Origin of the sequence: Streptomyces sp. NPDC048270, assembly GCF_040652335.1 — a bacterium.
Classification (GTDB): domain Bacteria; phylum Actinomycetota; class Actinomycetes; order Streptomycetales; family Streptomycetaceae; genus Streptomyces.
On record NZ_JBEZLV010000005.1, the window covers coordinates 17687 to 40769 of the forward strand.

The 23083-nt window shown below is 73.9% G+C and carries 21 protein-coding genes; 15 read left to right on the plus strand and 6 right to left on the minus strand.

From position 1 onward, the window contains the following. Positions 1–49: 49 nt before the first annotated feature. From pheS to AB0D66_RS06860, 5 genes are all read left to right on the plus strand, one after another. Positions 50–1177 (plus strand): phenylalanine--tRNA ligase subunit alpha, encoded by a 1128-nt coding sequence (gene pheS / locus AB0D66_RS06840; protein ID WP_362297729.1) that lies wholly within the window; start codon positions 50–52, stop codon positions 1175–1177. Next, a complete protein-coding gene (pheT, locus tag AB0D66_RS06845; protein WP_362297732.1) occupies positions 1177–3705 on the plus strand; it encodes a phenylalanine--tRNA ligase subunit beta in 2529 nt (842 codons plus the stop codon). Before pheS ends, pheT begins: the two co-directional genes overlap by 1 nt. A gap of 193 nt (positions 3706–3898) precedes the next feature. Beyond that, positions 3899–5083: a PP2C family protein-serine/threonine phosphatase gene (locus AB0D66_RS06850; RefSeq protein ID WP_362297735.1), complete on the plus strand. Its 1185-nt coding sequence runs from the start codon at positions 3899–3901 to the stop codon at positions 5081–5083. Between the two features lie 316 nt (positions 5084–5399). Further along, a complete protein-coding gene (locus AB0D66_RS06855; protein ID WP_362297738.1) occupies positions 5400–6740 on the plus strand; it encodes a transcriptional regulator in 1341 nt (446 codons plus the stop codon). Between the two features lie 53 nt (positions 6741–6793). Continuing rightward, on the plus strand, positions 6794–7330 hold the full coding sequence (locus AB0D66_RS06860) for an NUDIX hydrolase (protein WP_362297741.1): 537 nt from the start codon (positions 6794–6796) through the stop codon (positions 7328–7330). Between the two features lie 3 nt (positions 7331–7333). On the opposite strand, the gene AB0D66_RS06865 is transcribed toward AB0D66_RS06860, so the two are convergent. Beyond that, complete coding sequence (locus AB0D66_RS06865) at positions 7334–8236, minus strand: 3-hydroxybutyryl-CoA dehydrogenase (RefSeq protein ID WP_362297744.1); 903 nt, start codon at positions 8234–8236, stop codon at positions 7334–7336. A 153-nt stretch (positions 8237–8389) separates the two neighbouring features. On the opposite strand from AB0D66_RS06865, the gene AB0D66_RS06870 reads away from it, so the two are divergent. Next, the gene (locus tag AB0D66_RS06870) at positions 8390–9631 is read left to right on the plus strand and encodes a family 10 glycosylhydrolase (RefSeq protein WP_362297747.1); all 1242 of its coding nucleotides are present in this window, start codon (positions 8390–8392) and stop codon (positions 9629–9631) included. A gap of 44 nt (positions 9632–9675) precedes the next feature. Here the strand turns inward: AB0D66_RS06870 and AB0D66_RS06875 are convergent, their stop codons facing one another. Together AB0D66_RS06875 and AB0D66_RS06880 are read right to left on the minus strand one after the other, a co-directional pair. Next, entirely contained in the window at positions 9676–9873 is a 198-nt protein-coding gene (locus tag AB0D66_RS06875) for a DUF1918 domain-containing protein (protein WP_362297749.1), read from the minus strand. 57 nt (positions 9874–9930) lie between these two features. Continuing rightward, a complete protein-coding gene (locus AB0D66_RS06880; protein WP_362297752.1) occupies positions 9931–10845 on the minus strand; it encodes a DMT family transporter in 915 nt (304 codons plus the stop codon). On the opposite strand from AB0D66_RS06880, the gene AB0D66_RS06885 reads away from it, so the two are divergent. From AB0D66_RS06885 to AB0D66_RS06920, 8 genes are all read left to right on the plus strand, one after another. Then, positions 10844–12271, plus strand: a complete 1428-nt coding sequence (locus AB0D66_RS06885; protein ID WP_362297754.1) for a PLP-dependent aminotransferase family protein — start codon at positions 10844–10846, stop codon at positions 12269–12271. The genes AB0D66_RS06880 and AB0D66_RS06885 overlap by 2 nt on opposite strands. Positions 12272–12364: 93 nt before the next feature. After that, entirely contained in the window at positions 12365–12949 is a 585-nt protein-coding gene (locus tag AB0D66_RS06890) for a histidine phosphatase family protein (protein ID WP_362297757.1), read from the plus strand. A gap of 32 nt (positions 12950–12981) precedes the next feature. Next, entirely contained in the window at positions 12982–13734 is a 753-nt protein-coding gene (locus tag AB0D66_RS06895) for an N-acetyltransferase (RefSeq protein WP_362297760.1), read from the plus strand. A 182-nt stretch (positions 13735–13916) separates the two neighbouring features. Continuing rightward, positions 13917–14945: an N-acetyl-gamma-glutamyl-phosphate reductase gene (gene argC, locus AB0D66_RS06900; protein WP_362297763.1), complete on the plus strand. Its 1029-nt coding sequence runs from the start codon at positions 13917–13919 to the stop codon at positions 14943–14945. After that, positions 14942–16099 (plus strand): bifunctional glutamate N-acetyltransferase/amino-acid acetyltransferase ArgJ, encoded by a 1158-nt coding sequence (argJ, locus tag AB0D66_RS06905; RefSeq protein ID WP_362297766.1) that lies wholly within the window; start codon positions 14942–14944, stop codon positions 16097–16099. Before argC ends, argJ begins: the two co-directional genes overlap by 4 nt. Next, complete coding sequence (gene argB / locus AB0D66_RS06910) at positions 16096–17034, plus strand: acetylglutamate kinase (RefSeq protein WP_362297770.1); 939 nt, start codon at positions 16096–16098, stop codon at positions 17032–17034. Before argJ ends, argB begins: the two co-directional genes overlap by 4 nt. Next, positions 17031–18230, plus strand: a complete 1200-nt coding sequence (locus AB0D66_RS06915) for an acetylornithine transaminase (RefSeq protein ID WP_362297773.1) — start codon at positions 17031–17033, stop codon at positions 18228–18230. The genes argB and AB0D66_RS06915 overlap by 4 nt, the downstream gene beginning before the upstream one ends. Positions 18231–18237: 7 nt before the next feature. Next, complete coding sequence (locus AB0D66_RS06920) at positions 18238–18801, plus strand: arginine repressor (RefSeq protein WP_361760943.1); 564 nt, start codon at positions 18238–18240, stop codon at positions 18799–18801. Positions 18802–18804: 3 nt separating this feature from the next. Here AB0D66_RS06920 and AB0D66_RS06925 read toward each other — a convergent pair whose 3' ends face one another. From AB0D66_RS06925 to AB0D66_RS06935, 3 genes are read right to left on the minus strand one after another with little or no spacing between them, the layout of a single operon-like run. Then, complete coding sequence (locus AB0D66_RS06925; protein WP_362298285.1) at positions 18805–19473, minus strand: L,D-transpeptidase family protein; 669 nt, start codon at positions 19471–19473, stop codon at positions 18805–18807. 33 nt (positions 19474–19506) lie between these two features. Beyond that, entirely contained in the window at positions 19507–20088 is a 582-nt protein-coding gene (locus AB0D66_RS06930; RefSeq protein WP_362297777.1) for a pyridoxamine 5'-phosphate oxidase family protein, read from the minus strand. Positions 20089–20096: 8 nt separating this feature from the next. Beyond that, positions 20097–21614, minus strand: coding sequence for a hypothetical protein (locus tag AB0D66_RS06935; protein ID WP_362297780.1), 1518 nt, complete (start codon positions 21612–21614; stop codon positions 20097–20099). A 183-nt stretch (positions 21615–21797) separates the two neighbouring features. Between AB0D66_RS06935 and AB0D66_RS06940 the strand changes: the two genes are divergently transcribed. Next, positions 21798–22991, plus strand: a complete 1194-nt coding sequence (locus AB0D66_RS06940) for an argininosuccinate synthase (protein WP_362297782.1) — start codon at positions 21798–21800, stop codon at positions 22989–22991. Positions 22992–23083 lie beyond the last annotated feature (92 nt).

The window sequence follows — 23083 nt, forward strand, 5'->3', positions numbered from 1 at the left end:
ATCGCGCCGTACGGGGACCACCAGCCAGCCATCGGAAGTACGGGAAGAGATGTCGGCACCGAACAAGTCGTACGACCCTGTCGAGGTCGAGGCACTGAAACCGGAAGAGATCGAGCGCATGCGGGACGAGGCGCTCGCCGCCTTCGCGTCCGCCGGCGACCTCGACGCGCTGCGCGAGGCGAAGACCGCGCACATGGGCGACCGCTCGCCCCTGGCGCTCGCCAACCGCGAGATCGGCGCGCTGCCCCCGCAGGCCAAGGCCGAGGCGGGCAAGCGCGTGGGCCAGGCCCGCGGCGCCGTGAACAAGGCCTTCGGGGCCCGCACGGTCGAGCTCGAAGCCGAGCGCGACGAGCGGGTGCTGGTCGAGGAGGCGGTGGACGTCACGCTGCCCTACGACCGCGTCACCGCCGGCGCCCGGCACCCCCTGACCACGCTGATGGACCGCATCGCGGACATCTTCACGGCCATGGGGTACGAGGTCGCCGAGGGGCCCGAGGTCGAGGCGGAGTGGTTCAACTTCGACGCCCTCAACTTCACGCCCGACCACCCGGCACGCCAGATGCAGGACACCTTCTTCGTCCAGGGGCCCGAGGGCACCGAGGGCGACGAGTCCGGCGTCGTGCTGCGCACCCACACCTCCCCGGTGCAGGCGCGTTCGCTGCTGGAGCGCAAGCCCCCCGTCTACATCGTCTGCCCGGGCCGCGTGTACCGCACCGACGAGCTCGACGCGACGCACACCCCGGTCTTCCACCAGGTCGAGCTGCTCGCCGTCGACGAGGGCCTGACCATGGCCGACCTCAAGGGCACCATGGACCACATGGTCCAGGAGCTCTTCGGCGAGGGCACCACCACGCGCCTGCGCCCGCACTTCTTCCCGTTCACCGAGCCGTCCGCCGAGATGGACATGCAGTGCTACGTGTGCCGCGGCGAGTCGGTGGGCAACCCCGACCGCCCGTGCCGCACCTGCTCCAGCGAGGGCTGGATCGAGCTCGGCGGCTGCGGCATGGTCAACCCCAAGGTGCTCGTCGCCTGCGGCGTGGACCCCGAGAAGTACAGCGGGTTCGCCTTCGGGTTCGGCATCGAGCGGATGCTGATGTTCCGCCACAACGTAGAAGACATGCGAGACATGGTCGAGGGTGACGTCCGTTTCACCCGGCCGTTCGGGATGGAGATCTGATGCGGGTCCCGCTTTCTTGGCTGCGGGAGTACGTCGACCTCCCCGCGGGCGCCACCGGCCGTGACGTGGCCGCCAAGCTCGTCGACGCCGGCCTCGAGGTCGAGACGGTCGAGCAGCTCGGCGGCGGGCTCAAGGGCCCGCTCGTCGTCGGCCAGGTGCTGACCATCGAGGAGCTCGAGGGCTTCCGCAAGCCGATCCGCTTCTGCACGGTCGACGTCGGCCAGGCCAACGGCACCGGCCAACCGCAGGAGATCGTCTGCGGCGCCCGGAACTTCTCCGTCGGCGACAAGGTCGTCGTGGTCCTGCCCGGCGCGGTCCTGCCCGGCGACTTCGCGATCGCCTCGCGCAAGACGTACGGCCGCACCTCGCACGGCATGATCTGCTCCGGCGACGAGCTGGGCATGGGCGACGACGGCACGCACGGCATCATCGTGCTGCCGCACGAGCACGAGGTCGGCACCGACGCGATCGAGCTGCTCGAGCTCGTCGACGAGGTCCTCGACATCGACATCACCCCGGACCGCGGCTACTGCATGTCCCTGCGCGGTGTCGCCCGCGAGGCGGCCACCGCGTACGGCCTGCCGCTGCGCGACCCGGCGCTGCTCGACGTCCCGGTGCCGAACTCCTACGGCTACCCGGTCAAGGTCGACGACCCGGCCGGCTGCGACCGCTTCACCGCCCGCACGGTGACCGGCCTCGACCCCGACGCGCGCTCCCCGATCTGGCTGACCCGCCGCCTGCAGAAGGCGGGCATGCGCCCGATCTCGCTCGCCGTCGACATCACCAACTACGTGATGCTCGAGCTCGGCCAGCCGCTGCACGCCTACGACCGCTCCCGGATCGACGGCGCCATCGGCGTCCGCCGCGCCGAGCAGGGCGAGAATTTCACCACCCTCGACGGGGTCAAGCGCACGCTCGACGCCGAGGACCTGGTGATCACCGACAACAGCGGGCCGATCGGCCTGGCCGGTGTCATGGGCGGCGCCAACACCGAGATCGCCGACTCCGTCACGGACCCGGAGACCGGCGCCGTCACCGGCACCACGGACGTGGTCATCGAGGCGGCGCACTTCGACTCCGTGTCGATCTCGCGCACCGCCCGCCGTCTGAAGCTCTCCTCCGAGGCCTCCAAGCGCTTCGAGCGGGGCGTCGACCCGCTGGCCGCCGCCGCGGCCACGCAGCGGACCGTCGACCTGCTCGTGCTCCTCGCGGGCGGCACCGCCGAGGCCGGCGTCACCGAGTTCCTCGCCCCCGGCGCCCCGCGCACCATCGCGATGCGCGCGGACCACCCGGACCGGGTCGCGGGTATGGAGTACGGCCGCGAGACCGTCGTGCGCCGCCTCCAGGAGGTCGGCTGCGACGTCTACGGCCAGGACGAGCTCGTCATCACCGTCCCCTCCTGGCGGCCCGACCTCGCCGCGCCCAACGACCTGGCCGAAGAGGTCATCCGGCTGGAGGGCTACGGGAACCTCCCGTCGACCCTTCCGCAGGTGCCATCCGGCCGCGGTCTCACCCCCCGCCAGCAGCTGCACCGCCGGGTTGGCCGTGCACTGGCCGGCGCGGGCTACGTGGAGGCGCTGAGCTACCCGTTCATCGGCGAGCAGGTCCTCGACCAGCTCCAGCTCCCCGCGCACGACGCCGCCCGCCAGGTCGTCAAGCTGGTCAACCCGATCTCCGACGAGGAGCCGGCGCTGCGCACCACGCTGCTGCCGGGTCTGCTCGGCGCGCTGCGCCGCAACGACAGCCGGGGCAGCCACGACCTCGCGCTCTTCGAGACCGGTTCGGTCTTCCTGGCCGGCCCGCAGCCGGGGGTGGCCGTACGGCTGCCCGTCGACCGCCGTCCCACGGACGAGGAGATCGCCACCCTGGACGCGGCCCTGCCCGCGCAGCCGCGGTACGCCGCGGTCGTGCTGACCGGCGCCCGCGAGCAGGCCGGCTGGTGGGGCAAGGGCCGCCCGGCCGACTGGGCGGACGCCGTCCAGGCCGCGCGGACGCTGGCCGTCGAGGCCGGCGCGGAGCTCGTCGTCCGCCAGGGCCAGTACGGCCCCTGGCACCCGGGCCGCTGCGCCGAGCTGGTCGTCACCCTCGACGGCGTCGAGCAGGTCATCGGCCACGCCGGCGAGCTGCACCCCCGCGTGGTCAAGGCGATGGGCCTGCCGGCCCGCACCAGCGCGATGGAGCTCGACCTCGACCGCCTCGCGGCGGCCGGCGGCGAGGCCCTCCAGGCGCCCCGGATCTCCTCCTTCCCGGTGGCGACCCAGGATGTGGCGCTGATCGTGGACGCGTCCGTTCCGGCCTCGGAGGTGGAGGCCGCGCTGCGCAAGGGAGCGGGCGAACTCCTCGAGTCGCTGCGGCTGTTCGACGTGTTCACCGGCGAGCAGGTCGGCGAGGGCAAGAAGTCCCTGGCGTACGCGCTGCGCTTCCGCGCGGCCGACCGCACGCTGACCGCCGAGGAGTCCACGGCCGCGCGCGACGCGGCGGTGGCGCTCGCCGGCGAGCGGACCGGGGCGGTGCTGCGCGGCGCATAGCCGCAGGCCGCAAGGGTGTTGCCGGCCTGTCGGGGCCGGTCAGGGGGCGTATCCGGAGCACCGGATGCGCCCCCTGCGCCGTGGCGGGTGCGGGGGGCCGCCCCCAGCTCACTCATTCGGGTGAGAAGGCCGGCGGCCCGTGTCCGGAGCACCGGGTGGTCGGCACAATCGTTGCGGCCGAGGGGAGGCCGCGATGATCGGGGAGATGCCCCAGGTGCGCCGGGTGTGCGTCTTCGCGTGGGGCGGCGCCGCGGTGTCCTGGGAGCTGTCCACCCCCGGGCGGCTGGTGCCGAGCCTGGCCACCTGCGCGGCCTTCCTGGTCCTGGCGACGGGCTGCGCGCTGCACATCCGGCGCGGGCTGGTCGCGGAGCTGCGGCGTTCGCAGGAGATCGCGGGTGCCGCGCAGCGGGCGCTGCTGCGGCCGCTGCCCCGGCGGATGGACGGACTGACGCTGGCCGCCGCGCAGCTGTCGGCGAGCCGGGGCGCGGCGGTGGGCGGGGACCTGTACGAGGCCGTGCCGACGGCGCACGGGGTGCGGGTGGTCATCGGGGACGTGCGCGGTCACGGGCTGCCGGCGCTGGGGGCGGCCGCGGCGGTTCTCGGGGCCTTCCGCGAAGCGGCGTACGACGAGGTGTCGCTGGGCGGGGTGCTGGTGCGGATGGAGCGGGCGCTGGGCCGGCACGTGCGCGACCGGGCCCGGTCCGAGCATCCCGCGGCCTGTCCGGCCGAGCCGCAGTCGCCGTCGGCCGAGGAGTTCGTGACGGTCCTGCTCCTCCAGATCGCCCCGGACGGCGCCCTGCTGGCCCTGAACTGCGGCCACCCGTGGCCCTACCTGCTGCGCTCGGCGGCGGTCCCGGAGCACTGCGCTCCGCGCAGCTGGGGCTCCGCCCCTGACCTCGCCTCTCGAACGCCCGCGGGGCTGGATGTGGCCGAGCTGGGCTCGAAGGTGCCGCCCGGCGGGCCGGATCGCCCCGCAGCGGCAACTTCAGCCCCGCCGGCGTTTGAGGCGGGGGTCCGGGCAGAGCCCGGCTTCGGGAAGGGGCGGGGTGGGGGAGGCCCCGCGCAGCGGCCCACGCACGTGCGCGCGCTCGAGGGCGAGACCATGCCCCCGCTCGGGGTGGTGCCCGTCCCGGCGGACCTCAAGCCCCGCCCCGTCGGGGAACTACGTCCCGGCGACACCCTGTTCCTGCACACCGACGGCGCCGAGGAGGCCCGCAACGCCGCCGGCGCGTTCTTCCCCCTGCAGAGCGTCCTCGCAGAGGCGCCGCTCACGCCCGCGCGGCTGGTCGCGGGCGTGCACGCGGCCCTGCTCCGGCACACCGGCGGGCGACTCGCCGACGATGTCGCCCTGCTGGTGCTCCGCGACGACCGGGTCTGAACCCGCCGCCGCGGCGGGCTCCGCCAGGCCGGCCCCGCCGGGCCCGGCGACCAACCGGGCGCCGGCGGAACCGGCACGCCGCCCGCCTGCCGTGGAGTGTCGGGCAGACAGCAGAACGGGCGGCGCGGTGACGGGTCGTCGCACTGTACGAGGGGGAGCCGACGACCCGGGCTGCCTCTTGGCGAGGCCCTTAAGTGAAGCGCCCCGCGGGCCCCCGGCGGCAGAGTGCGTATCGCATTTATGCGCGTACTCGGTTCACACCCCGTGTGAACCGAGTACCCACTAGCCTGAGACCGACGAGCCCCGGGAGCGGCCCATGCAGCCCAACGTCCTGCTCGACGCCCTCCTCGCCGAGGCGGGCATGTCACACGCCGGACTCGCCGCGTACGTGAACCAGGCGGGCCGCACCCGCGGACTCGCCCTGCGCTACGAACACACCGCCGTGGCCCGGTGGCTGAAGGGCCAGCGGCCCCGCGGCCAGGTCCCCGACCTGATCTGCGAGGTGCTCGGCGGCCGGCTGGAGCGGCCCGTCGGGCTGGAGGACATCGGCCTCGGCGTACCGGGCCTGCCCGCCGCCCCGCACGCCTCCCCGCTCAGCGGGTTCGTGGACCGGGCCGCCGCCCTGTGGCGCGCCGACGGCCAGGCCCGGCTCCAGCTGCTCACGGCGGGGGCCGTCACCGGAACCCCCGCCGTCATCCCGGTCTGGGAGTGGGAGAACCCGCCCGAGGACGCCGACGTCTCCCGCGCGGGACCGGACAGGATCGGGCCCGAGCACATCGAGATCCTGCGGGCCGCCCGCGCCCACTACGAGCTGATGTACCGCCGGGCCGGCGGGGTGGCCACCCGGGACCGGATCGTCCGCTTCCTAGGCAGTGAGACGGCGCCCATGCTGCGCGGCAGTTACCCCGACGCCCTCGGCCGGAGGCTGCACCGGGCCACCGGCTCCCTGGTGGCGGTGGCGGGGATCTGCGCGTACGACTCCGACGCCCACGGGCTCGCCCAGCGCTACTTCCACCAGGCCCTGCGCCTGGCCAAGGCGAGCGGGGACCGCGGGCTCGGGGCGTACGTCATCGCGCTGCTCGTCAACCAGTCCCTCCATCTGCGCGAGTACCGCCAGGCCGTGGCCTTCGCCGAGGCCGCGCTGCGCGCCGCCGGCCGGGACACCACCCCGGCGCTGGCGGCCGACCTGTACGCGATGCAGGCCAAGGCCTACGCGCAACTCGGCGACACCCGGGCCGCGTTGGCCTGCATCCGGAACGCCGAGGCGGCGGCCGAGCGGATCAGCCCGGGCGCCGAACCGGACGAGACCGGCTATGTGCAGCCGGGGCTGGTCAACGTCCAGGTCGCCGAGGCGCTGCTCGGTCTGGGTGACCTCGCCGGCGCGCACGAGCAGGCGGTCGCGGCCGTCGGCACCCCCGCGCACGACCGCGGCCGGGTGCACCGGCTGGCGATGCTCTGCGAGATCCAGCTGCGGCAGGGGGAGGCGGACCGGGCGGTGGCGGCCGCGGCCGAAATGGCCGAGCGGGCCAAGGGGATGGAGTCGCTGCGCTTGCGCGACCGGCTGCGCGCGGTCCGCGAACGGCTGTTGACCAGTGGGTGTTCGGGCGCGCAGGAGACGGCCCAGCTCATCGACGGGGCGCTGCGCGTTCCCCTGTGACGGCTTCAGCTGCTGCCATGTTGCCACCAATCCGAACGGAAGGCGGCACAACCGTGCAGTGGACGAACCTGAGTGAGCAGACCGTGTACAAGAACCGCTGGTTCGATGTGAACCTCGCCGACGTGGAACTCCCCGACGGCCGGCACCTGGACCACTTCGTGATCCGGCTGCGCCCGGTCGCCGTCGCCACGGCCGTCAACGAGGCGAACGAGGTGCTCCTGCTGTGGCGGCACCGCTTCATCACCGACAGCTGGGGCTGGGAGCTGCCCGCCGGGGTGGTCGAGGACGGAGAGTCCGTCGAGGGCGCGGCGGCGCGGGAGATGGAGGAGGAGTCGGGCTGGCGGCCCGGCCCGCTCCGGCACCTGATGACCGTGGAGCCGTCCAACGGGCTGACCGACGCCCGCCACCACCTCTACTGGGCGGACGGGGCGACGTACATCGGCCACCCGGAGGACGGTTTCGAGTCCTCGCGCCGGGAGTGGGTCCCCCTCAAGCTGGTGCCCGACATGATCGCGCGCGGGGAGATCCCGGCCGCCAACATGGCGGCCGGTCTGCTCCTGCTGCACCATCTCAGGCTCGGGCAGCCGTAGGGGTCATCCGTACGGGTAGAAGCCCGAGCCGGTCTTGCGGCCCAGGCGGCCCGCGTCGACCATCCGCTGGAGCAGCGGGGGAGCGGCGTACAGCGGCTCCTTGTACTCCGCGTACATGCTGTCGGCCACCGAGGCCACCGTGTCCAGGCCGATCAGGTCCGCGAGCTTGAGCGGGCCCATCGGGTGGGCGCAGCCCAGCTCCATGCCGTTGTCGATGTCCTCGCGGCTCGCGATGCCCGACTCGAACATCCGGATCGCGGACAGCAGGTACGGGATGAGCAGCGCGTTGACCACGAAGCCGGACCGGTCCTGGGCGCGGATCGCGTGCTTGCCGAGCACGTCCCGCACCAGGGCCTCGGCGCGCTTGACCGTCTCCTCGCCCGTGGTCAGCGCCGGGATCAGCTCGACGAGCTGCTGCACCGGGGCCGGGTTGAAGAAGTGGATGCCGACGACCTGGTCGGGGCGCGAGGTGGCGACGGCCAGCTTGACCAGCGGGATCGAGGAGGTGTTGGAGGCCAGGATCGCGTCCGGGCGGGTGATCACCTGGTCGAGTACCTGGAAGATCTCCGTCTTGACCTGCTCGTTCTCGACGACGGCCTCGATCACGAGGTCGCGGTCGGCGAACTCGCCGAGGTCGGTGGTGAAGCTGAGGCGGGCCAGGGTGGCGTCCCGCTCCTCCTCGCTGATCTTGCCGCGTTCGGCGGCCTTGGTCAGCGAGTTGTGCAGCCGGGTGCGTCCGATCTCCAGGGCCTCGCCCGTGGTCTCGGCGACCTTCACCTCAAGACCGCTGCGGGCACACACCTCGGCGATGCCCGCGCCCATCTGGCCGCAGCCCACTACGCCGACGCGGGTGATGTCGGCCGGGAGGGTAGAGAGGTCCGTCACTTCGTGCCTTTCGCTGCTCATCCATCGCGGGTCCCCCGGGCCGGCAGTGGTAACTGCTTTCCGGCGCCCGCCACGCACCCCGACGTTACCCCCGACCTTGACCCCCGTCGCGGGCCGGGGCGGGCATGCTGGGCGCACACAACGCAAAGTCACGCTACGGAACGGAGTCGTCACATGGCGTACATCGGGCGTCGGGGACTGCTGGCGGGGGCCGCGTGGGCGCTGGCCGCCGCCACGGGCGGAGCGGGTGCGGCCCGGGCGGCTGCCGCCCCGGCCTCCCGGCGCGCCGCGGTCACGGAGTTCCGGGGGATGTGGATCGCCTCGGTGTCGAACGTGGACTGGCCCTCCCGCAGCGGGCTGTCCGCCGCGGAGCAGCGCAAGCAGCTGATCGGCCTCCTCGACACCGCGGTGCGCCGGCGCCTGAACGCGGTGGTCCTCCAGGTCCGGCCGGCGGCCGACGCCCTCTGGCCCTCGCCGCTGGAGCCGTGGTCGCAGTGGCTGACGGGGGAGCAGGGGGTGGATCCGGGCTGGGACCCGCTGGGTACGGCCGTCGCCGAAGCGCACGCCCGCGGGCTGGAACTGCACGCCTGGTTCAACCCGTACCGGGTCGCCAACCACGCGGACCCCGACCGGCTCGCGCCCGATCACCCGGCCCGGCTCAACCCCGAGTGGACGGTGGCGTACGGCGGCAAGCTCTTCTACAACCCCGGGCTGCCCGAGGTGCGGCTCTTCGTCCAGGAGGCCATGCTCGACGCCGTCGCCCGCTACCCGGTGGACGCGGTGCACTGGGACGACTACTTCTACCCGTACCCGGTGGAGGGGGAGGAGTTCGACGACGACGAGGCCTACGCGGAGTACGGGCAGGGGTTCGGCTCCCGGGCCGACTGGCGCCGCCACAACACCGACACCCTGGTGCAGGAGATGTCCGCGCGGCTCCGGGAGGTCCGGCCCGGCGCCCGGTTCGGCGTCAGCCCGTTCGCGGTCTGGCGCAACTCCGACCGCGATCCGCTCGGTTCACCCACGCGGGCGGGTGTCGCCACGTACGACGACCTGTACGCCGACACCCGCAAGTGGGTCACCGAGGGCTGGATCGACTACATCGTCCCGCAGGCCTACTGGCACATCGGGCACCCGAGCGCCGACTACGCCGACATCGTCCCCTGGTGGGCGCGGACGGTCGCGGGCACGGACGTCCAGTTGTACGTGGGGGAGGCGCTCTACCGCTGCGACGCCGACAGCCCCACCCCGGCCTGGCGCGATCCGGCGGAGCTGTCCCGCCACGTCGCCTTCGCGCGGCGGTACCCGCAGGTCCGGGGCCACGTGTGGTTCTGCGCGAAACACGTGGCCTCGGACCCCAACGGAGCGATGGCCCGAGTGATCGCCGACCACTACGGAGCGGCGGCGGCGCCGCGCTGAGTCACCGCTCGATCGGCGGCCGGGTCACCGCCCGGCCGGCGCGCTCAGCCCTCGGAGTCCGCGGGGTGGCGGACCACGCAGTCGGGCCCGGGGGCCATCAGGGCTTCGTGTCCGTCCTGGAAGCGGACCCGGTACGGGGGGGTTCCGTTCTCACCCAGCACCTGGGTGATCTCGCCCACCTTGTCGTTCTGTCCGACGATCCTGCCGTGCTGCACCAGCTGGTCGCCCTCGGTCGCGCGCATAACTGACCTCCTCGGTGGCGGTCCGATCCGGTGCTAGCAGTTTAGGTCGTTTCGGGGCTATTTGACCCGTTGGGTCACGGCAATGCAGACGAGCACGGCGCAGGCGGCCGCCGGGGCGGCGGGCGACAGCCGCTCGCCGAGCAGGGCCACCGACCACACCAGGGTCAGCAGCGGCTGGGCGAGCTGGAGCTGGCTGGCCCGGGGGGCGCCGATCTCGGCCATGCCCCGGTACCAGACGTACAGGCCGAGGAAGGTGGAGCCGGCCGCCGCCCAGACCAGGCCGGCCACGCCGTGCCCGGTGAGGTGGACCGGCTCGTACGCGAGCCCCAGGGCGGAGCCGGCCAGGCTGAGCGGCAGGCACAGCACCAGCGCCCAGCCGACCACCTGCCAGCCGGGCAGCGTCCGGGCGAGCCGGCCGCCCTCGGTGTACCCGGCGGCGCACACCAGCAGGGCGCCGAACAGGTAGGCGTCCCCGGTCGAGAGCGAACCGCCGCTCTGCGCCACGGTGAAGGCGAGGACCACGGCGGCCCCCGCGAGAGCCGCCGCCCAGAACCGGCGCGAGGGCCGGGCCCCGGTGCGCAGCGCGGACAGCGCGGCCGTGGTCAGCGGCAGCAGGCCGACCACCACGGCGGCGTGCGAGGTCGTCGAGGTGGTCAGCGCGAGGGTGGTGAGCAGGGGGAACCCCACGACCACTCCGGCGGCGACCACCGCCAGCCCCGCCCAGTGCTCACGGGCGGGCAGCGGGACCCGCCGGGCCAGCAGGAAGGCGCCGGCGATGGCGGCCGCCAGGACACTGCGCAGGGCGACCAGCGACCACGGGCCGAAGCTCTCCAGTCCCCAGGCGGTCGCGGGGAACGTGAGCGAGAAGGCGATGACGCCGAGCGAGGCGAGCAGGGTACCGGTGGCAACGCCGCGGGCAGGTTCCGTCACCGCTATCGTGGTCGGCAGAGTAGCGCTATTCTGTGCTGTCATGTATGAGCGTAGCAGTGTGGCGGAGCTGGCAGAATCCCTCCGGTCCGAGCTCAACCGCTACTCGGTGGGTGGAAAGCTCCCGTCGAGCCGGGCCCTGGTCGAGCACTACCGCGTCAGCCCCGTCACCGTCTCCCGCGCCCTCGCGCAGCTCGCCGCCGAGGGCCTGGTCGTCAGCCGGCCCGGCGCGGGGGTCTTCCGCGCCCGGCCGCGTACCGCGGCCCCCGCGCCCGGGGACACCTCCTGGCAGGAGGTCGCCCTCAGCGCCGAGGGCGCCGGGGAGATCGTCCCGCGCTCCGTGGACGCCACCGGGGTGCTGGGCTCGCTGACCACCCCGCCCTCGGGGGTGATCGAGCTCAACGGCGGCTACCTGCACCCCTCCCTCCAGCCCGAGCGGGCCATGGCGGCCGCGCTGGCCCGGGCCGGGCGGCGGCCCGGGGCGTGGGGGCGGCCGCCCGTCGAAGGGCTGCCGGAACTGCGGGACTGGTTCGCCCGGGAGATCGGCGGCCCGGTCGTGGCCGCCGACGTCCTGGTCACCGCGGGCGGGCAGAGCGCACTGGCCACCGCCCTGCGGGCACTCGCCCCGCCCGGGGCGCCGATCCTGGTCGAGTCGCCCACCTACCCCGGACTGCTGGCCATCGCCCGCGCCTCCGGCTGCCGGCCCGTGCCGGTCCCGGTGGACGCCGAGGGGGTGCGGCCCGAGCTGCTCGCCGCCGCATTCGAAGCCACCGGGGCGCGGGTCTTCGTATGCCAGCCGCTGTTCCAGAACCCGACCGGGGCCGTGCTGGCTCCCGGGCGGCGGGCGGAGGTGCTGCGGATCGCCCGGGCCGCGGGCGCCTTCGTCGTCGAGGACGACTACGCCCGGGCCCTGGCGCACGAGGACTGCGGGCCGCTGCCCGCCACGCTGGCCGCCGAGGACGCCGACGGAGTGGTGGTGCACGTCCGGTCCCTGACCAAGGCCACCTCGCCCAGCCTGCGGGTGGGCGCCCTCGCGGCCAGGGGTCCGGTCGTGGACCGGCTGCGCGCCATCCAGGTCGTCGACAGCTTCTTCGTGCCCCGGCCGCTCCAGGAAGCCGCCCTGGAGCTGGTCGGCGCACCCGCCTGGCCCCGCCACCTGCGGACCGTCTCCGCCGAGCTCCGCCACCGCCGGGACGTCCTCGCCGGGGCCCTGCGCCGGGAGCTGCCGGAGCTGGAGCTTCCCCATCTCCCCTCCGGGGGCTACCAGTTGTGGGTGCGGCCGGGTGGCGGTGGAGACGACGCCGGGTTCGCGGCGGCCGCCCTGCGCGCCGGGGTCGCGGTCGCGCCCGGCCGCCCGTACTTCTGTGCGGAGCCGCCCGGTCCGCACGTACGGCTGAGCTTCGCCGGGGTGTCGGGGCCCAATGAGCTGGTCGAGGCGGTCCAGCGGCTGCGGGCGGGGCTGGCGCCGTGACGGCGAGCGGCGCCGGGACCCGCCGCACCGGTCCGGCCACGGCTCCGCGCACGGACGCTTGACCCCGTGCGGCGCGCGGCCCACCATCGCCGCATGCATGTTCGGGTTTCGCTCGTTGCCGCAGCCCGTAGTTCCCCGCTGCTCACCGAGCGCTTCGACGACGACCGCCCGCTCGACGGGGCGGGCTGGCACGCCGTGGAGTCCGCCGCCCCGGGGCTGGTCCCGCTGGGCGCCGCGGGGCTGCGCTACTGCTCGCCCACCCCGCGCAGCAGGGCCACGGGCCAGGCGCTCGGGTACGCGCCCCTCGCCCAGCCCGCGCTCCGCGAGTGCGACATGGGCCGCTGGCGGGGGCTGACCCTCGGCGAGGTGACGGCCCGCGAACCGGGAGCGGTGGAGCTCTGGCTCACCGACCCGCGCGCCGCCCCGCACGGCGGCGAGTCGCTGCTCGCCTTCATCTCGCGGATCGGCGGCTGGCTCGACACCCGGCCGGCCGACGACGGGGGCGCGATCGTGGCGGTGGCGGAGCCCTCGGTGGTCCGGGCGGCCCTGGTCTACGCCCTGCAGGCGCCGCCGCTGACCTACTGGCACGTGGACGTGCGACCGCTGTCCACCATGACCCTGACGGGTTGGTCGGGCCGCTGGCACCTCTCCCTGCAGGCCCCGGTGCAAAGCGGTTGAGGCGCCTGCGGCGCCGGACCTAGCCTGCGGGGATGAACGGCATACGGATCAGCACACTGGCGGAGCGGCCCGAACTCGCGGACCGGCTCTGGGACATGCGGGACTCATGGCCCGAGTTCGCCCAGCACGACGCGCTGGCCTGGCTGCTGTACCCGCGGATGGTGGCCGAGCTGCCGCAGTACGTGCTGGTCGCCACGGACGGCGGCGCGGTGGTCGCCCGGGGGTTCAGCGTGCCCTTCGCCCGGCACGCGCCGGGCCGGGAGGGGGCGCTGCCCCCGCAGGGCTGGGACCGGATCCTGATGTGGGCCTTCTCCGACCTGCGGCGCGGGACCGCCCCGGACACGGTGAGCGCGATCGAGATCACCGTCGCCGCGGACCGGCAGGGCGAGGGCCTGTCCGGCCGGATGCTGGCCGCGATGCGGGAGAACGCCCGAGCCCGCGGCTTCGCGGAGGTCGTGGCCCCGGTCCGGCCGAGCGGAAAGCCGGCCGAACCGGACACCCCGATCCACGAGTACGCGTACCGCACCCGGGAGGACGGCCTCCCGTACGACCCCTGGCTGCGCGTCCACGTCCGCGCCGGCGGCGTCATCGACTCGGTGGCCCCCCTCTCGATGACCATCACCGGCTCGCTCCCCCAGTGGCGCGAGTGGACCGGCCTCCCCTTCGACACCCCCGGCCCGGTCCACGTGCCGGGCGCCCTCGCCCCGGTCCACTGCGCCCCGGAGGAGGGGTACGCGGTCTACGTGGAACCCAACGTGTGGGTCCGCCACGCCCTGACCGGCTGATCCGCCCCCGCGGGCGGGGCCCGCACCGCAGGGCGGGGCCGGGGTGGCGTCGCACTCCGCCGGTTCCGCCCCCGTGGTCGCCGTCGGCGTGGGACGCTTCGTAGGAGCGCCCGGGCCCCCTGAAACGCATTGCATAAAACTGCGTAGCTACGTATAGTCATGCCATCGACGAGGAGGGTCCGATGGCGGTACGTGTAGCGGTGGCCGGAGCGAGCGGGTACGCGGGCGGTGAAGTCCTGCGCCTGCTGCTCGCGCACCCCGAGGTCGAGATCGGCGCGCTGACCGGCCACTCCAACGCCGGGGAGCCCTTCGGCAACCTGCAGCCGCACCTCGTACCGCTCGCGGGGCGGACCCTGGAGGCGACCACCCCCGAGGTCCTGGCCGGCCACGACGTCGTGTTCCTCGCGCTCCCGCACGGCCAGTCCGCCGCCGTCGCGGCCCGGCTCGGCGAGGACGTGCTCGTCGTCGACATGGGCGCCGACCACCGGCTCAAGGACCCGTCCGACTGGGACAGGTTCTACGGGGCCCCGCACGCGGGCACCTGGCCCTACGGGCTCCCCGAGCTGCCCGGCGGACGCGCCGCGCTCGAAGGGGCCCGGCGCATCGCCGTCCCGGGCTGCTTCCCCACCGCCGTCTCGCTCGCCCTGTTCCCGGCCTACCAGGCGCAGCTCGCCGAGCCGGAGGCCGTGATCGTCGCCGCCACCGGGACCTCCGGCGCGGGCAAGGCGCTCAAGGCCCACCTGCTCGGCGCCGAGGTGATGGGCAACGTCACCCCGTACGGCGTGGGCGGGGCCCACCGGCACACGCCCGAGATGGTGCAGAACCTCTCCCCGCTCGCGGGCAGCAGGGTCTCCGTCTCCTTCACGCCGAACCTCGTGCCCATGGCCCGCGGCATCCTCGCCACCTGCTCGGCCAAGGCCCTGCCCGGCACGAGCGCCGACTCGCTGCGCGCCGCCTACGAGAAGGCGTACGCCGACGAGCCGTTCGTCCACCTGCTGCCCGAGGGCCGCTGGCCGTCCACCAAGTCCGTGCACGGTTCCAACGCCGTCCACGTGCAGGTCGCCTACGACGAGTCCGCCCAGCGGATCATCGCCATCAGCGCCATCGACAACCTCACCAAGGGCACCGCCGGCGGCGCGGTGCAGAGCATGAACATCGCCCTCGGCCTTCCCGAGGGCACGGGACTTTCCACGATCGGAGTCGCACCGTGAGCGTCACGGCAGCACAGGGGTTCACGGCGGCGGGCATCGCCGCCGGGATCAAGGCGAACGGCAACCCGGACCTGGCCCTGGTGGTCAACAACGGGCCGCGTCTGGCCGCCGCGGGCGTCTTCACCAGCAACCGCGTCAAGGCCGCGCCCGTGCGCTGGTCCGAGCAGGTCCTGCGCGGCGCCGTGGTCGGCGCGGTCGTCCTGAACTCCGGCGGCGCCAACGCCTGCACGGGCCCCAAGGGCTTCCAGGACACCCACGCCACCGCCGAGAAGGTCGCGGAGGTCCTCGGCGGCGAGTTCAACGCCGGGGAGATCGCGGTCGCTTCCACCGGCCTGATCGGCGTGCTGCTCCCCATGGACAAGCTGCTGCCGGGCATCGAGACCGCGGCCGCGGCCCTGTCCGGGGACGGCGGCGAGGACGCTGCCGTCGCCATCAAGACCACCGACACCGTGCACAAGACGGCCACGGTCTCGCAGGACGGCTGGACCGTCGGCGGCATGGCCAAGGGCGCGGGCATGCTCGCCCCGGGCCTGGCCACCATGCTCGTCGTCCTCACCACCGACGCCGACCTGGACAGCGCCACCCTCGACCGGGCGCTGCGCGCCGCCACCCGCACCACCTTCGACCGGGTCGACTCCGACGGCTGCATGTCCACCAACGACACGGTGCTGCTGCTGGCTTCCGGGGCCTCCGGCACGGCGCCCGCGTACGAGGTGTTCGCCGAGGCGGTACGGACCGTCTGCGACGACCTGGCCCGCCAGCTGATCGGCGACGCCGAGGGCGCCGGCAAGGACATCCGCATCGAGGTCATCGGCGCGGCCAGCGAGGACGACGCGGTCGAGGTCGGCCGGTCCATCGCCCGGAACAACCTGCTCAAGTGCGCCATCCACGGCGAGGACCCGAACTGGGGCCGGGTGCTCTCCGCCATCGGCACCACCAAGGCGGCCTTCGACCCGGACCGGCTGAACGTGGCCATCAACGGGGTCTGGGTCTGCAAGAACGGTTCGGTCGGCGAGGACCGCGACCTGGTGAGCATGAAGGACCGCGAGGTCCGCATCACCGCCGACCTGTCCACCGGCGGCGAGTCGGCCGTGATCTGGGCCAACGACCTCACCGCCGAGTACGTCCACGAGAACAGCGCCTACAGCTCATGAGCGACGAGACGGCCGGGCAGCCCGGCACCGCGACGGCGCGCAAGCACACCGCGCTGCCCAAGGCGCAGATCCTCATCGAGGCCCTGCCGTGGCTGACCCGCCACAACGGCAAGGTCGTCGTCATCAAGTTCGGCGGCAACGCCATGATCGACGAGGACCTCAAGGCCGCCTTCGCCCAGGACGTGGTCTTCCTGCGGCAGGCCGGCCTCAAGCCGGTCGTGGTGCACGGCGGCGGGCCCCAGATCAACGCCCAGCTCGACAAGCAGGGCCTGGTCAGCGAGTTCAAGGCGGGCCTGCGTGTCACCACCCCGGAGGCCATGGACGTCGTACGGATGGTCCTGGCGGGCCAGGTCCAGCGCGAGCTGGTCGGCCTGCTCAACCAGCACGGGCCGCTCGCCGTGGGCCTGACCGGCGAGGACGCCCACACCATCACCGCCGCCAAGCACACCCCCGAGATCGAGGGCGAGCTCGTCGACATCGGCCGGGTCGGCGAGATCACCGCGATCGACACCGGCGCGATCGAGGCACTGCTGGCGGACGGCCGGATCCCGGTGATCTCCTCCATCGCGCGCAGCGCCGACGACCACCACGTCTACAACGTGAACGCGGACACGGCGGCGGCCGCGCTGGCCGCCGCGCTCGGCGCCGAGACCCTGATGGTGCTCACCGACGTCGAGGGGCTCTACGCGGACTGGCCCAACAGCGACGAGGTCATCAGCCGGCTCACCGTCAGCCAGCTGGAGAAGCTGCTGCCGGAGCTGTCCAGCGGCATGGTGCCCAAGATGGAGGGCTGCCTGCACGCCGTCCGCAGCGGCGTCACCACCGCCCGCGTGATCGACGGGCGGGTCCAGCACTCGATCCTGCTGGAGATCTTCACGGACGAGGGAATCGGCACGATGGTCGTGCCCGACGCACAGGGAGGGGAGCCCCGGTGAGCACCGGCAACGAGGAGTACCGCACCCGCTGGAAGGGCGCGCTGACCGACAACTACGGCACCCCCGCGCTGGCCCTCGTCCGCGGTGAGGGAGCGCAGGTCTGGGACGCGGACGGCACGCAGTACACCGACTTCGTCGGCGGCATCGCGGTCAACGCGCTCGGCCACGCCCACCCGGCGGTCGTCGCGGCCGTCACCGGCCAGATCCAGACCCTGGGCCACGTCTCGAACCTCTACGCCTCCGAGCCCGTCATCGCCCTCGGTGAGCGGCTGCTCCAGCTCTTCGGCCGCCCCGGCAAGGTGTTCTTCTGCAACTCGGGCGCCGAGGCGGTCGAAGCGGCCTTCAAGATCGGCCGGCTGACCGGGCGGACCCACATGGTCGCCACCACGGGCGGCTTCCACGGCCGGACCATGGGCGCCCTCGCGCTCACCGGCCAGCCGAAGAAGCAGGACCCCTTCCTGCCGCTGCCCGGTGACGTCACGCACGTCCCGTACGGCGACACCGAGGCGCTGCGGGCCGCCGTCACCGAGCAGACCGCGCTCGTGGTCATCGAACCGATCCAGGGCGAGAACGGCGTCGTGGTCCCGCCCGCCGGGTACCTGACGGCCGCCCGTGAGATCACCCGGGCCACCGGCACCCTGCTCGTCCTCGACGAGGTGCAGACCGGCATCGGCCGGTGCGGCCAGTGGTTCGAGCACCAGGCGCACGAGGGCGTCGAGCCGGACCTCGTCACGCTCGCCAAGGGGCTCGGCGGCGGGCTGCCCATCGGCGCCGTGGCCGTTTTCGGAGCCGCGGCCGACCTGCTGCGGCCGGGCCAGCACGGCACCACCTTCGGCGGGAACCCGGTGGCCTGCGCCGCCGGACTCGCCGTCATCGACACCATCGCCGCCGACGGCCTGCTCGAGCAGGTCAAGGCGCGGGGCGAGCGGCTGCGCTCCGGAATCGAGGCCTCCGCGCACCCGCTGGTCTCCCATGTCCGTGGCGCCGGCCTGCTGCTGGGTATCGTGCTGACCGAGCGCCTCGCACCTCGGGTGCAACAGGCGGCTCAGGATGCCGGTTACCTGGTCAACGCGCCCGCCCCCGACGTCGTGCGGCTCATGCCGCCCTACGTCCTGTCCCAGGGCGAGGCGGACGCGTTCCTCCGGGACCTGCCCGGCATCCTCGACGCGGCCAACGGGGACGGATCCGGAGAATGAGACGACGATGAGCCAGGCGCAGGACAACGAGCACTGGGGGTCCCCCCAGACGGAGTCCGGGGGAGGGCAGGCCGTCCCGCAGACCCGCACCGCCCGCCACCGCCGGATCGTGGACATCCTCAACCGGCAGCCGGTCCGCTCGCAGAGCCAGCTGGCCAAGCTGCTCGCCGACGACGGGCTGAGCGTCACCCAGGCGACGCTCTCCCGGGACCTCGACGAGCTGGGCGCGGTGAAGATCCGCAACACCGGCGGAGAGCTGATCTACGCGGTCCCCAGCGAGGGCGGTTTCCGCACCCCGCAGGCACCCCTCGGGGAGTCGGCGAAGGAGGAGCGGATGCGGCGCCTCTCCGGGGAACTGCTGATCTCGGCGGAGGCCTCGGCCAACCTCGTGGTCCTGCGCACCCCGCCGGGTGCCGCGCAGTTCCTCGCCTCCGCGATCGACCAGGCCGAACTCCGCGAGATCCTCGGCACGATCGCGGGCGACGACACGCTGATGCTGATCAGCCGCGACCCGGCGGGCGGCCAGGCCCTGGCCGACCACCTGCTGCGGCTGGCCCAGAAGGAGGGCTAGGAGCTAGTAGCGGGTCACCGCGAGCGTTCCGGACTCGGTGCCGATGGCGATGTGGGGGCTGCGGGCCGGGTCCGCCCAGCGGAGGATCCTGCGCATCGCCTCCCGGGGTACGGACACGCACCCGGCCGTCGCGCCCTTGCCGTTGACGTGCAGGAAGATCCCGGCGCCCCGGCCGCGCACCGGCTCGGCGTAGTTGAAGCCGATGACCAGGGCGTGGGCGTACTGGGCCTCGTACGTCACCAGGTGCTCCGCCTCGCCCGGCGCGCAGTGCGCCGGCAGCGGCTCCACCCAGCGGTTGTAGGCGGCGGACGCGTTGTCCTGGCACCACCACGAGTCGCCGGTCACCCGCCGGTAGTGATAGCCCGTGCCGGCCGGCGCCCGCCGGATCCCGAAGGCGAACGGGAGGTCGTACAGCCCGGTCGGGGTGGTGTTCGTGCCCTGTGTGCGGCTCGCGCCCTCGGTGAGACCCTTCGCCCCGAAGCGGGCCTGCGCGCTCCCGGCCTCGTACCACCGCCCCGCCCGCCGGTCCCACCACGTCAGCCGCCCGGTCGTGGAACCGGGGGCGGGCGCGACGGCGGTGATCAGCTGGCTTCCGCCGCCGGTGTCGGAGAGCCGGTCGGGCAGCGGGGCCAGGCTCTGGAAGCCCTGCGGGAGCAGGGTGGTGACGATCAGTGAGCCCGTGACGAGAGCGGTACGCAGCACACGTCAGACGGTACGGGGCGGAAGGGGCAGCGGCAGCGCAGGCAGGCCGTCGAGGCTCCTTTCGATGTACTCCTTCTTCTCGCAGTACGCGGCGAACTCCTCGTCCGTCTTGCGGCCGAAGTACTCCGCGTGGAGGGTGCGCTCGCCCTCGTACCCCATGAAGGGGACGGCGTACCCGCACGTGTCGGCGATCCGCCGGGCGTGGACGAGGATGATCGCCCGCGCGGACGGCCCGTCGGCGTTGCCGAACAGGCCGATCAGCTCGGCCCACCGCGGGTCGTCGCGGAAGACCGCCTCCCCGTCGCCGTGCACGCGCACGATGTTGGGCGGCCCGGAGAAGGCGCACCACATCAGGGTGATCCGGCCGTTCTCGCGCACGTGTGCGATCGTCTCGGCGCCGCTGCCGCCGAAGTCGAGGTAGGCGAGCGTCTGCTCGTCGATGACGACGAGGGTTCCGGCGCGGCCCTTGGGGGACAGGTTGACGTGGCCGTCACCGGCGAGCGGTGCGGTGGCCGTGAAGAAGACCGGCTGCTCTTCGATGAAGGTGCGCAGCCGGCCGTCTATGCGTGCGTAGAGCTTTCCCATGTGGATCATTATCCGGCCGGGTCGTGCGCCGCACGCGGAATTCCGAGCCGTGCACGCATCCGCCCCATGACGTGGTCGCTGAACAGCCCGGTGCAGCGGTCCAGCAGGGCGCCGACCTCGGGATCGCGCAGCGGCAGCGCCGGCGGCCGGTCGGGGGACCACAGGCTCCGCACGCGCTGCGCCGCGACCTGCCGCAGCCCCGGGTCGGGGTCCGCGAGCAGCTCCACGGAGGCCCGCAGCGCGTCGATCCCGCCGCGCGCGTGCAGCACCCGGTACGCGGCCCGGCGGGTGTGCGGCGGGAGCCCGGGCGCCATCCGGGCCGTCAGCCAGTCGGCGGGCAGCCGGCCCGCGACCGGGAGCAGGCCGAGTGCGGCCTCGCGGGCGACGGCCGGCGAGGGGTCGTCGAGCAGCGGCCGCAGCAGGTCCGCGTCATCGGCCTGCAGCGTGCGCAGCCCCGCGACGGCGGCGGCCCGTACGGCGCCGGAGAGGGGAACGGGCTGCTCCAGCAGCGCGCGCAGCAGCGGCGCGTCCGCCCGCCGGGCGCACTCGGCGAAGCCGGCGACGGCGTACGGGGTCACGCGGGCCGGGTCCTCGACCAGCGCGCGGTACAGGGGGTACGGGTCCCCGCCCTCCTGCCCGACCAGCCACCGCGCGCAGGCCCGGACCAGCCCGGAGCGGTCCGCCAGGTGGTCCGCGGCCTCGGCGGCGCGGCCGGCCCGGCGCAGGGCGGTGACCCCGCCGGCGCGCACCAGCGGGATGTGCCCGCGCAGCAGGCTGTCGATCGCCCGGTCGTCCGGCCCGTCGGCGGCCAGCGCGGCCAGGGCGGCGTCCCCCCAGAGCCGCGCCGTCGCCGGGTCCCGCTCCGCGCCGGCGCGCCGGGCGAGCTCCCGTACGCCGAACAGCCCGGCGTCCAGCGTGATGCGGGTGGCGAACCGGCGGGTCGGCAGGTCGCCGCTGCGGCGCAGCCAGGCCAGGACGGTGTCGGGCTCCTCGCCGGTCACCGTGCGCGCGGCGCGCTCGGGGCGCCACCACCGGCCGGGACGCGCGGGGCGCCACCAGGGGGCCGGCAGCGGGTGCCCCGAGCGGAGCGCTTCCTCGAACAGGTCGCGCGCCCAGACGCCCCGTTCGCGCCGGGCCAGCCGCAGGACGAGCGGGGTGAGGTCGATCAGGGTGCGTGCCGGATCGGCGGCCAGGGCCGCGGAGAGCACCTGCCGGGCGCGCTCGCGCACCGCCGGAGCCCAGTCGGCGCACCGGATCACGACGAGCGGCAGCGGCGGGCGGGGGGCGCTCAGCGCCGCCGCGCGGATCCGGCCGTCGGGGTGGCAGAGGCGGACTTCGACCCGGCCGACGGCGCGGGGCCCCGGATACCAGGGGGAGTGGCCGCGCCTGACCTCGGCGTCGAAGGCGATCCAGGACAGCGGCAGGGCGGGGCGGCGGACACCGCCGAGTCCGGGGCGCTCGCCCCGCATCAGGGCCGCGGCCGCGGCCCGGCCCTCTTCGGTCTGGCGCTGCGTCTCGGCTCCCACGTGTCCCCCTCGTCCGGCGCGGACTGCCGATCGTAGGCGTCGGCCGGTGCCGGGCGCCCCTGATATACGCCCTGGTCAGCGGAGGGCGGACCGGAAGCCGATTGACGAAACATACGGACCAGTGCATAGTTATGCCTGTCGTTGGATGCACCGCGAGGTGGAACGCACCGTAAGGAGAAGCCCGTGACCGAGCGCGTCGTACTCGCCTACTCAGGCGGACTGGACACCTCCGTCGCCATCGGCTGGATCGCCGAGGAGACGGGCGCAGAGGTCATCGCCGTGGCGGTGGACGTCGGCCAGGGCGGCGAGGACCTGGACGTCATCCGCAAGCGCGCGCTCGCCTGCGGTGCGGTGGAAGCCGAGGTCGCGGACGCCAGGGAGGAGTTCGCCGACGAGTACTGCCTCCCGGCGATCCGGGCGAACGCCCTCTACATGGACCGCTATCCGCTGGTCTCCGCCCTCTCCCGGCCGGCCATCGTCAAGCACCTGGTGGCCGCCGCCCGCAAGCACGGCGCCTCGACCGTCGCCCACGGCTGCACCGGCAAGGGCAACGACCAGGTCCGCTTCGAGGCCGGCATCGCCGCCCTCGGCCCCGACCTCACGTGCATCGCCCCGGTCCGCGACTACGCGATGACCCGGGACAAGGCGATCGCCTTCGCCGAGAAGGCCGACCTGCCCATCGCCACCACCAGGAAGTCCCCGTACTCCATCGACCAGAACGTCTTCGGGCGCGCCGTCGAGACGGGCTTCCTGGAGGACATCTGGAACGCGCCGGTCGAGGACGTCTACGAGTACACCTCGAACCCGGCCGTCCCCCGCGAGGCCGACGAGGTCGTCATCTCCTTCGAGGCCGGCGTCCCGGTCGCCGTCGACGGCAGGCCCGTCTCCGTCCTGCAGGCGATCCAGCAGCTCAACGAGCGCGCCGGAGCCCAGGGCGTCGGCCGGATCGACATCGTCGAGGACCGCCTCGTGGGCATCAAGTCCCGGGAGGTGTACGAGGCCCCCGGCGCGATCGCGCTGATCACCGCCCACCAGGAGCTGGAGAACGTCACCGTCGAGCGCGAACTGGCCCGCTACAAGCGGCAGGTCGAGCAGCGCTGGGGCGAGCTGGTCTACGACGGCCTGTGGTTCTCCCCGCTCAAGCGGGCGCTGGACGGCTTCATCGCCGAGGCCAACCAGCACGTCACCGGTGACATCCGGATGACCCTGCACGGCGGCCGCGCCGTCGTCACCGGCCGGAAGTCGGACGAGTCGCTCTACGACTTCAACCTGGCGACCTACGATTCGGGCGACACGTTCGACCAGTCCAAGGCCCAGGGTTTCATCGAGATCTTCGGCCTCTCCTCGAAGATCGCCGCGCGCCGCGACCTCGCCTGAGGCGCGCACAGCCGAACGGACCGCCCCCCGTTACCTCCGCGATCGGCGGGCGGTTGCACATCCGACACCATGCAGTCCTGAGGAGCAGTAGC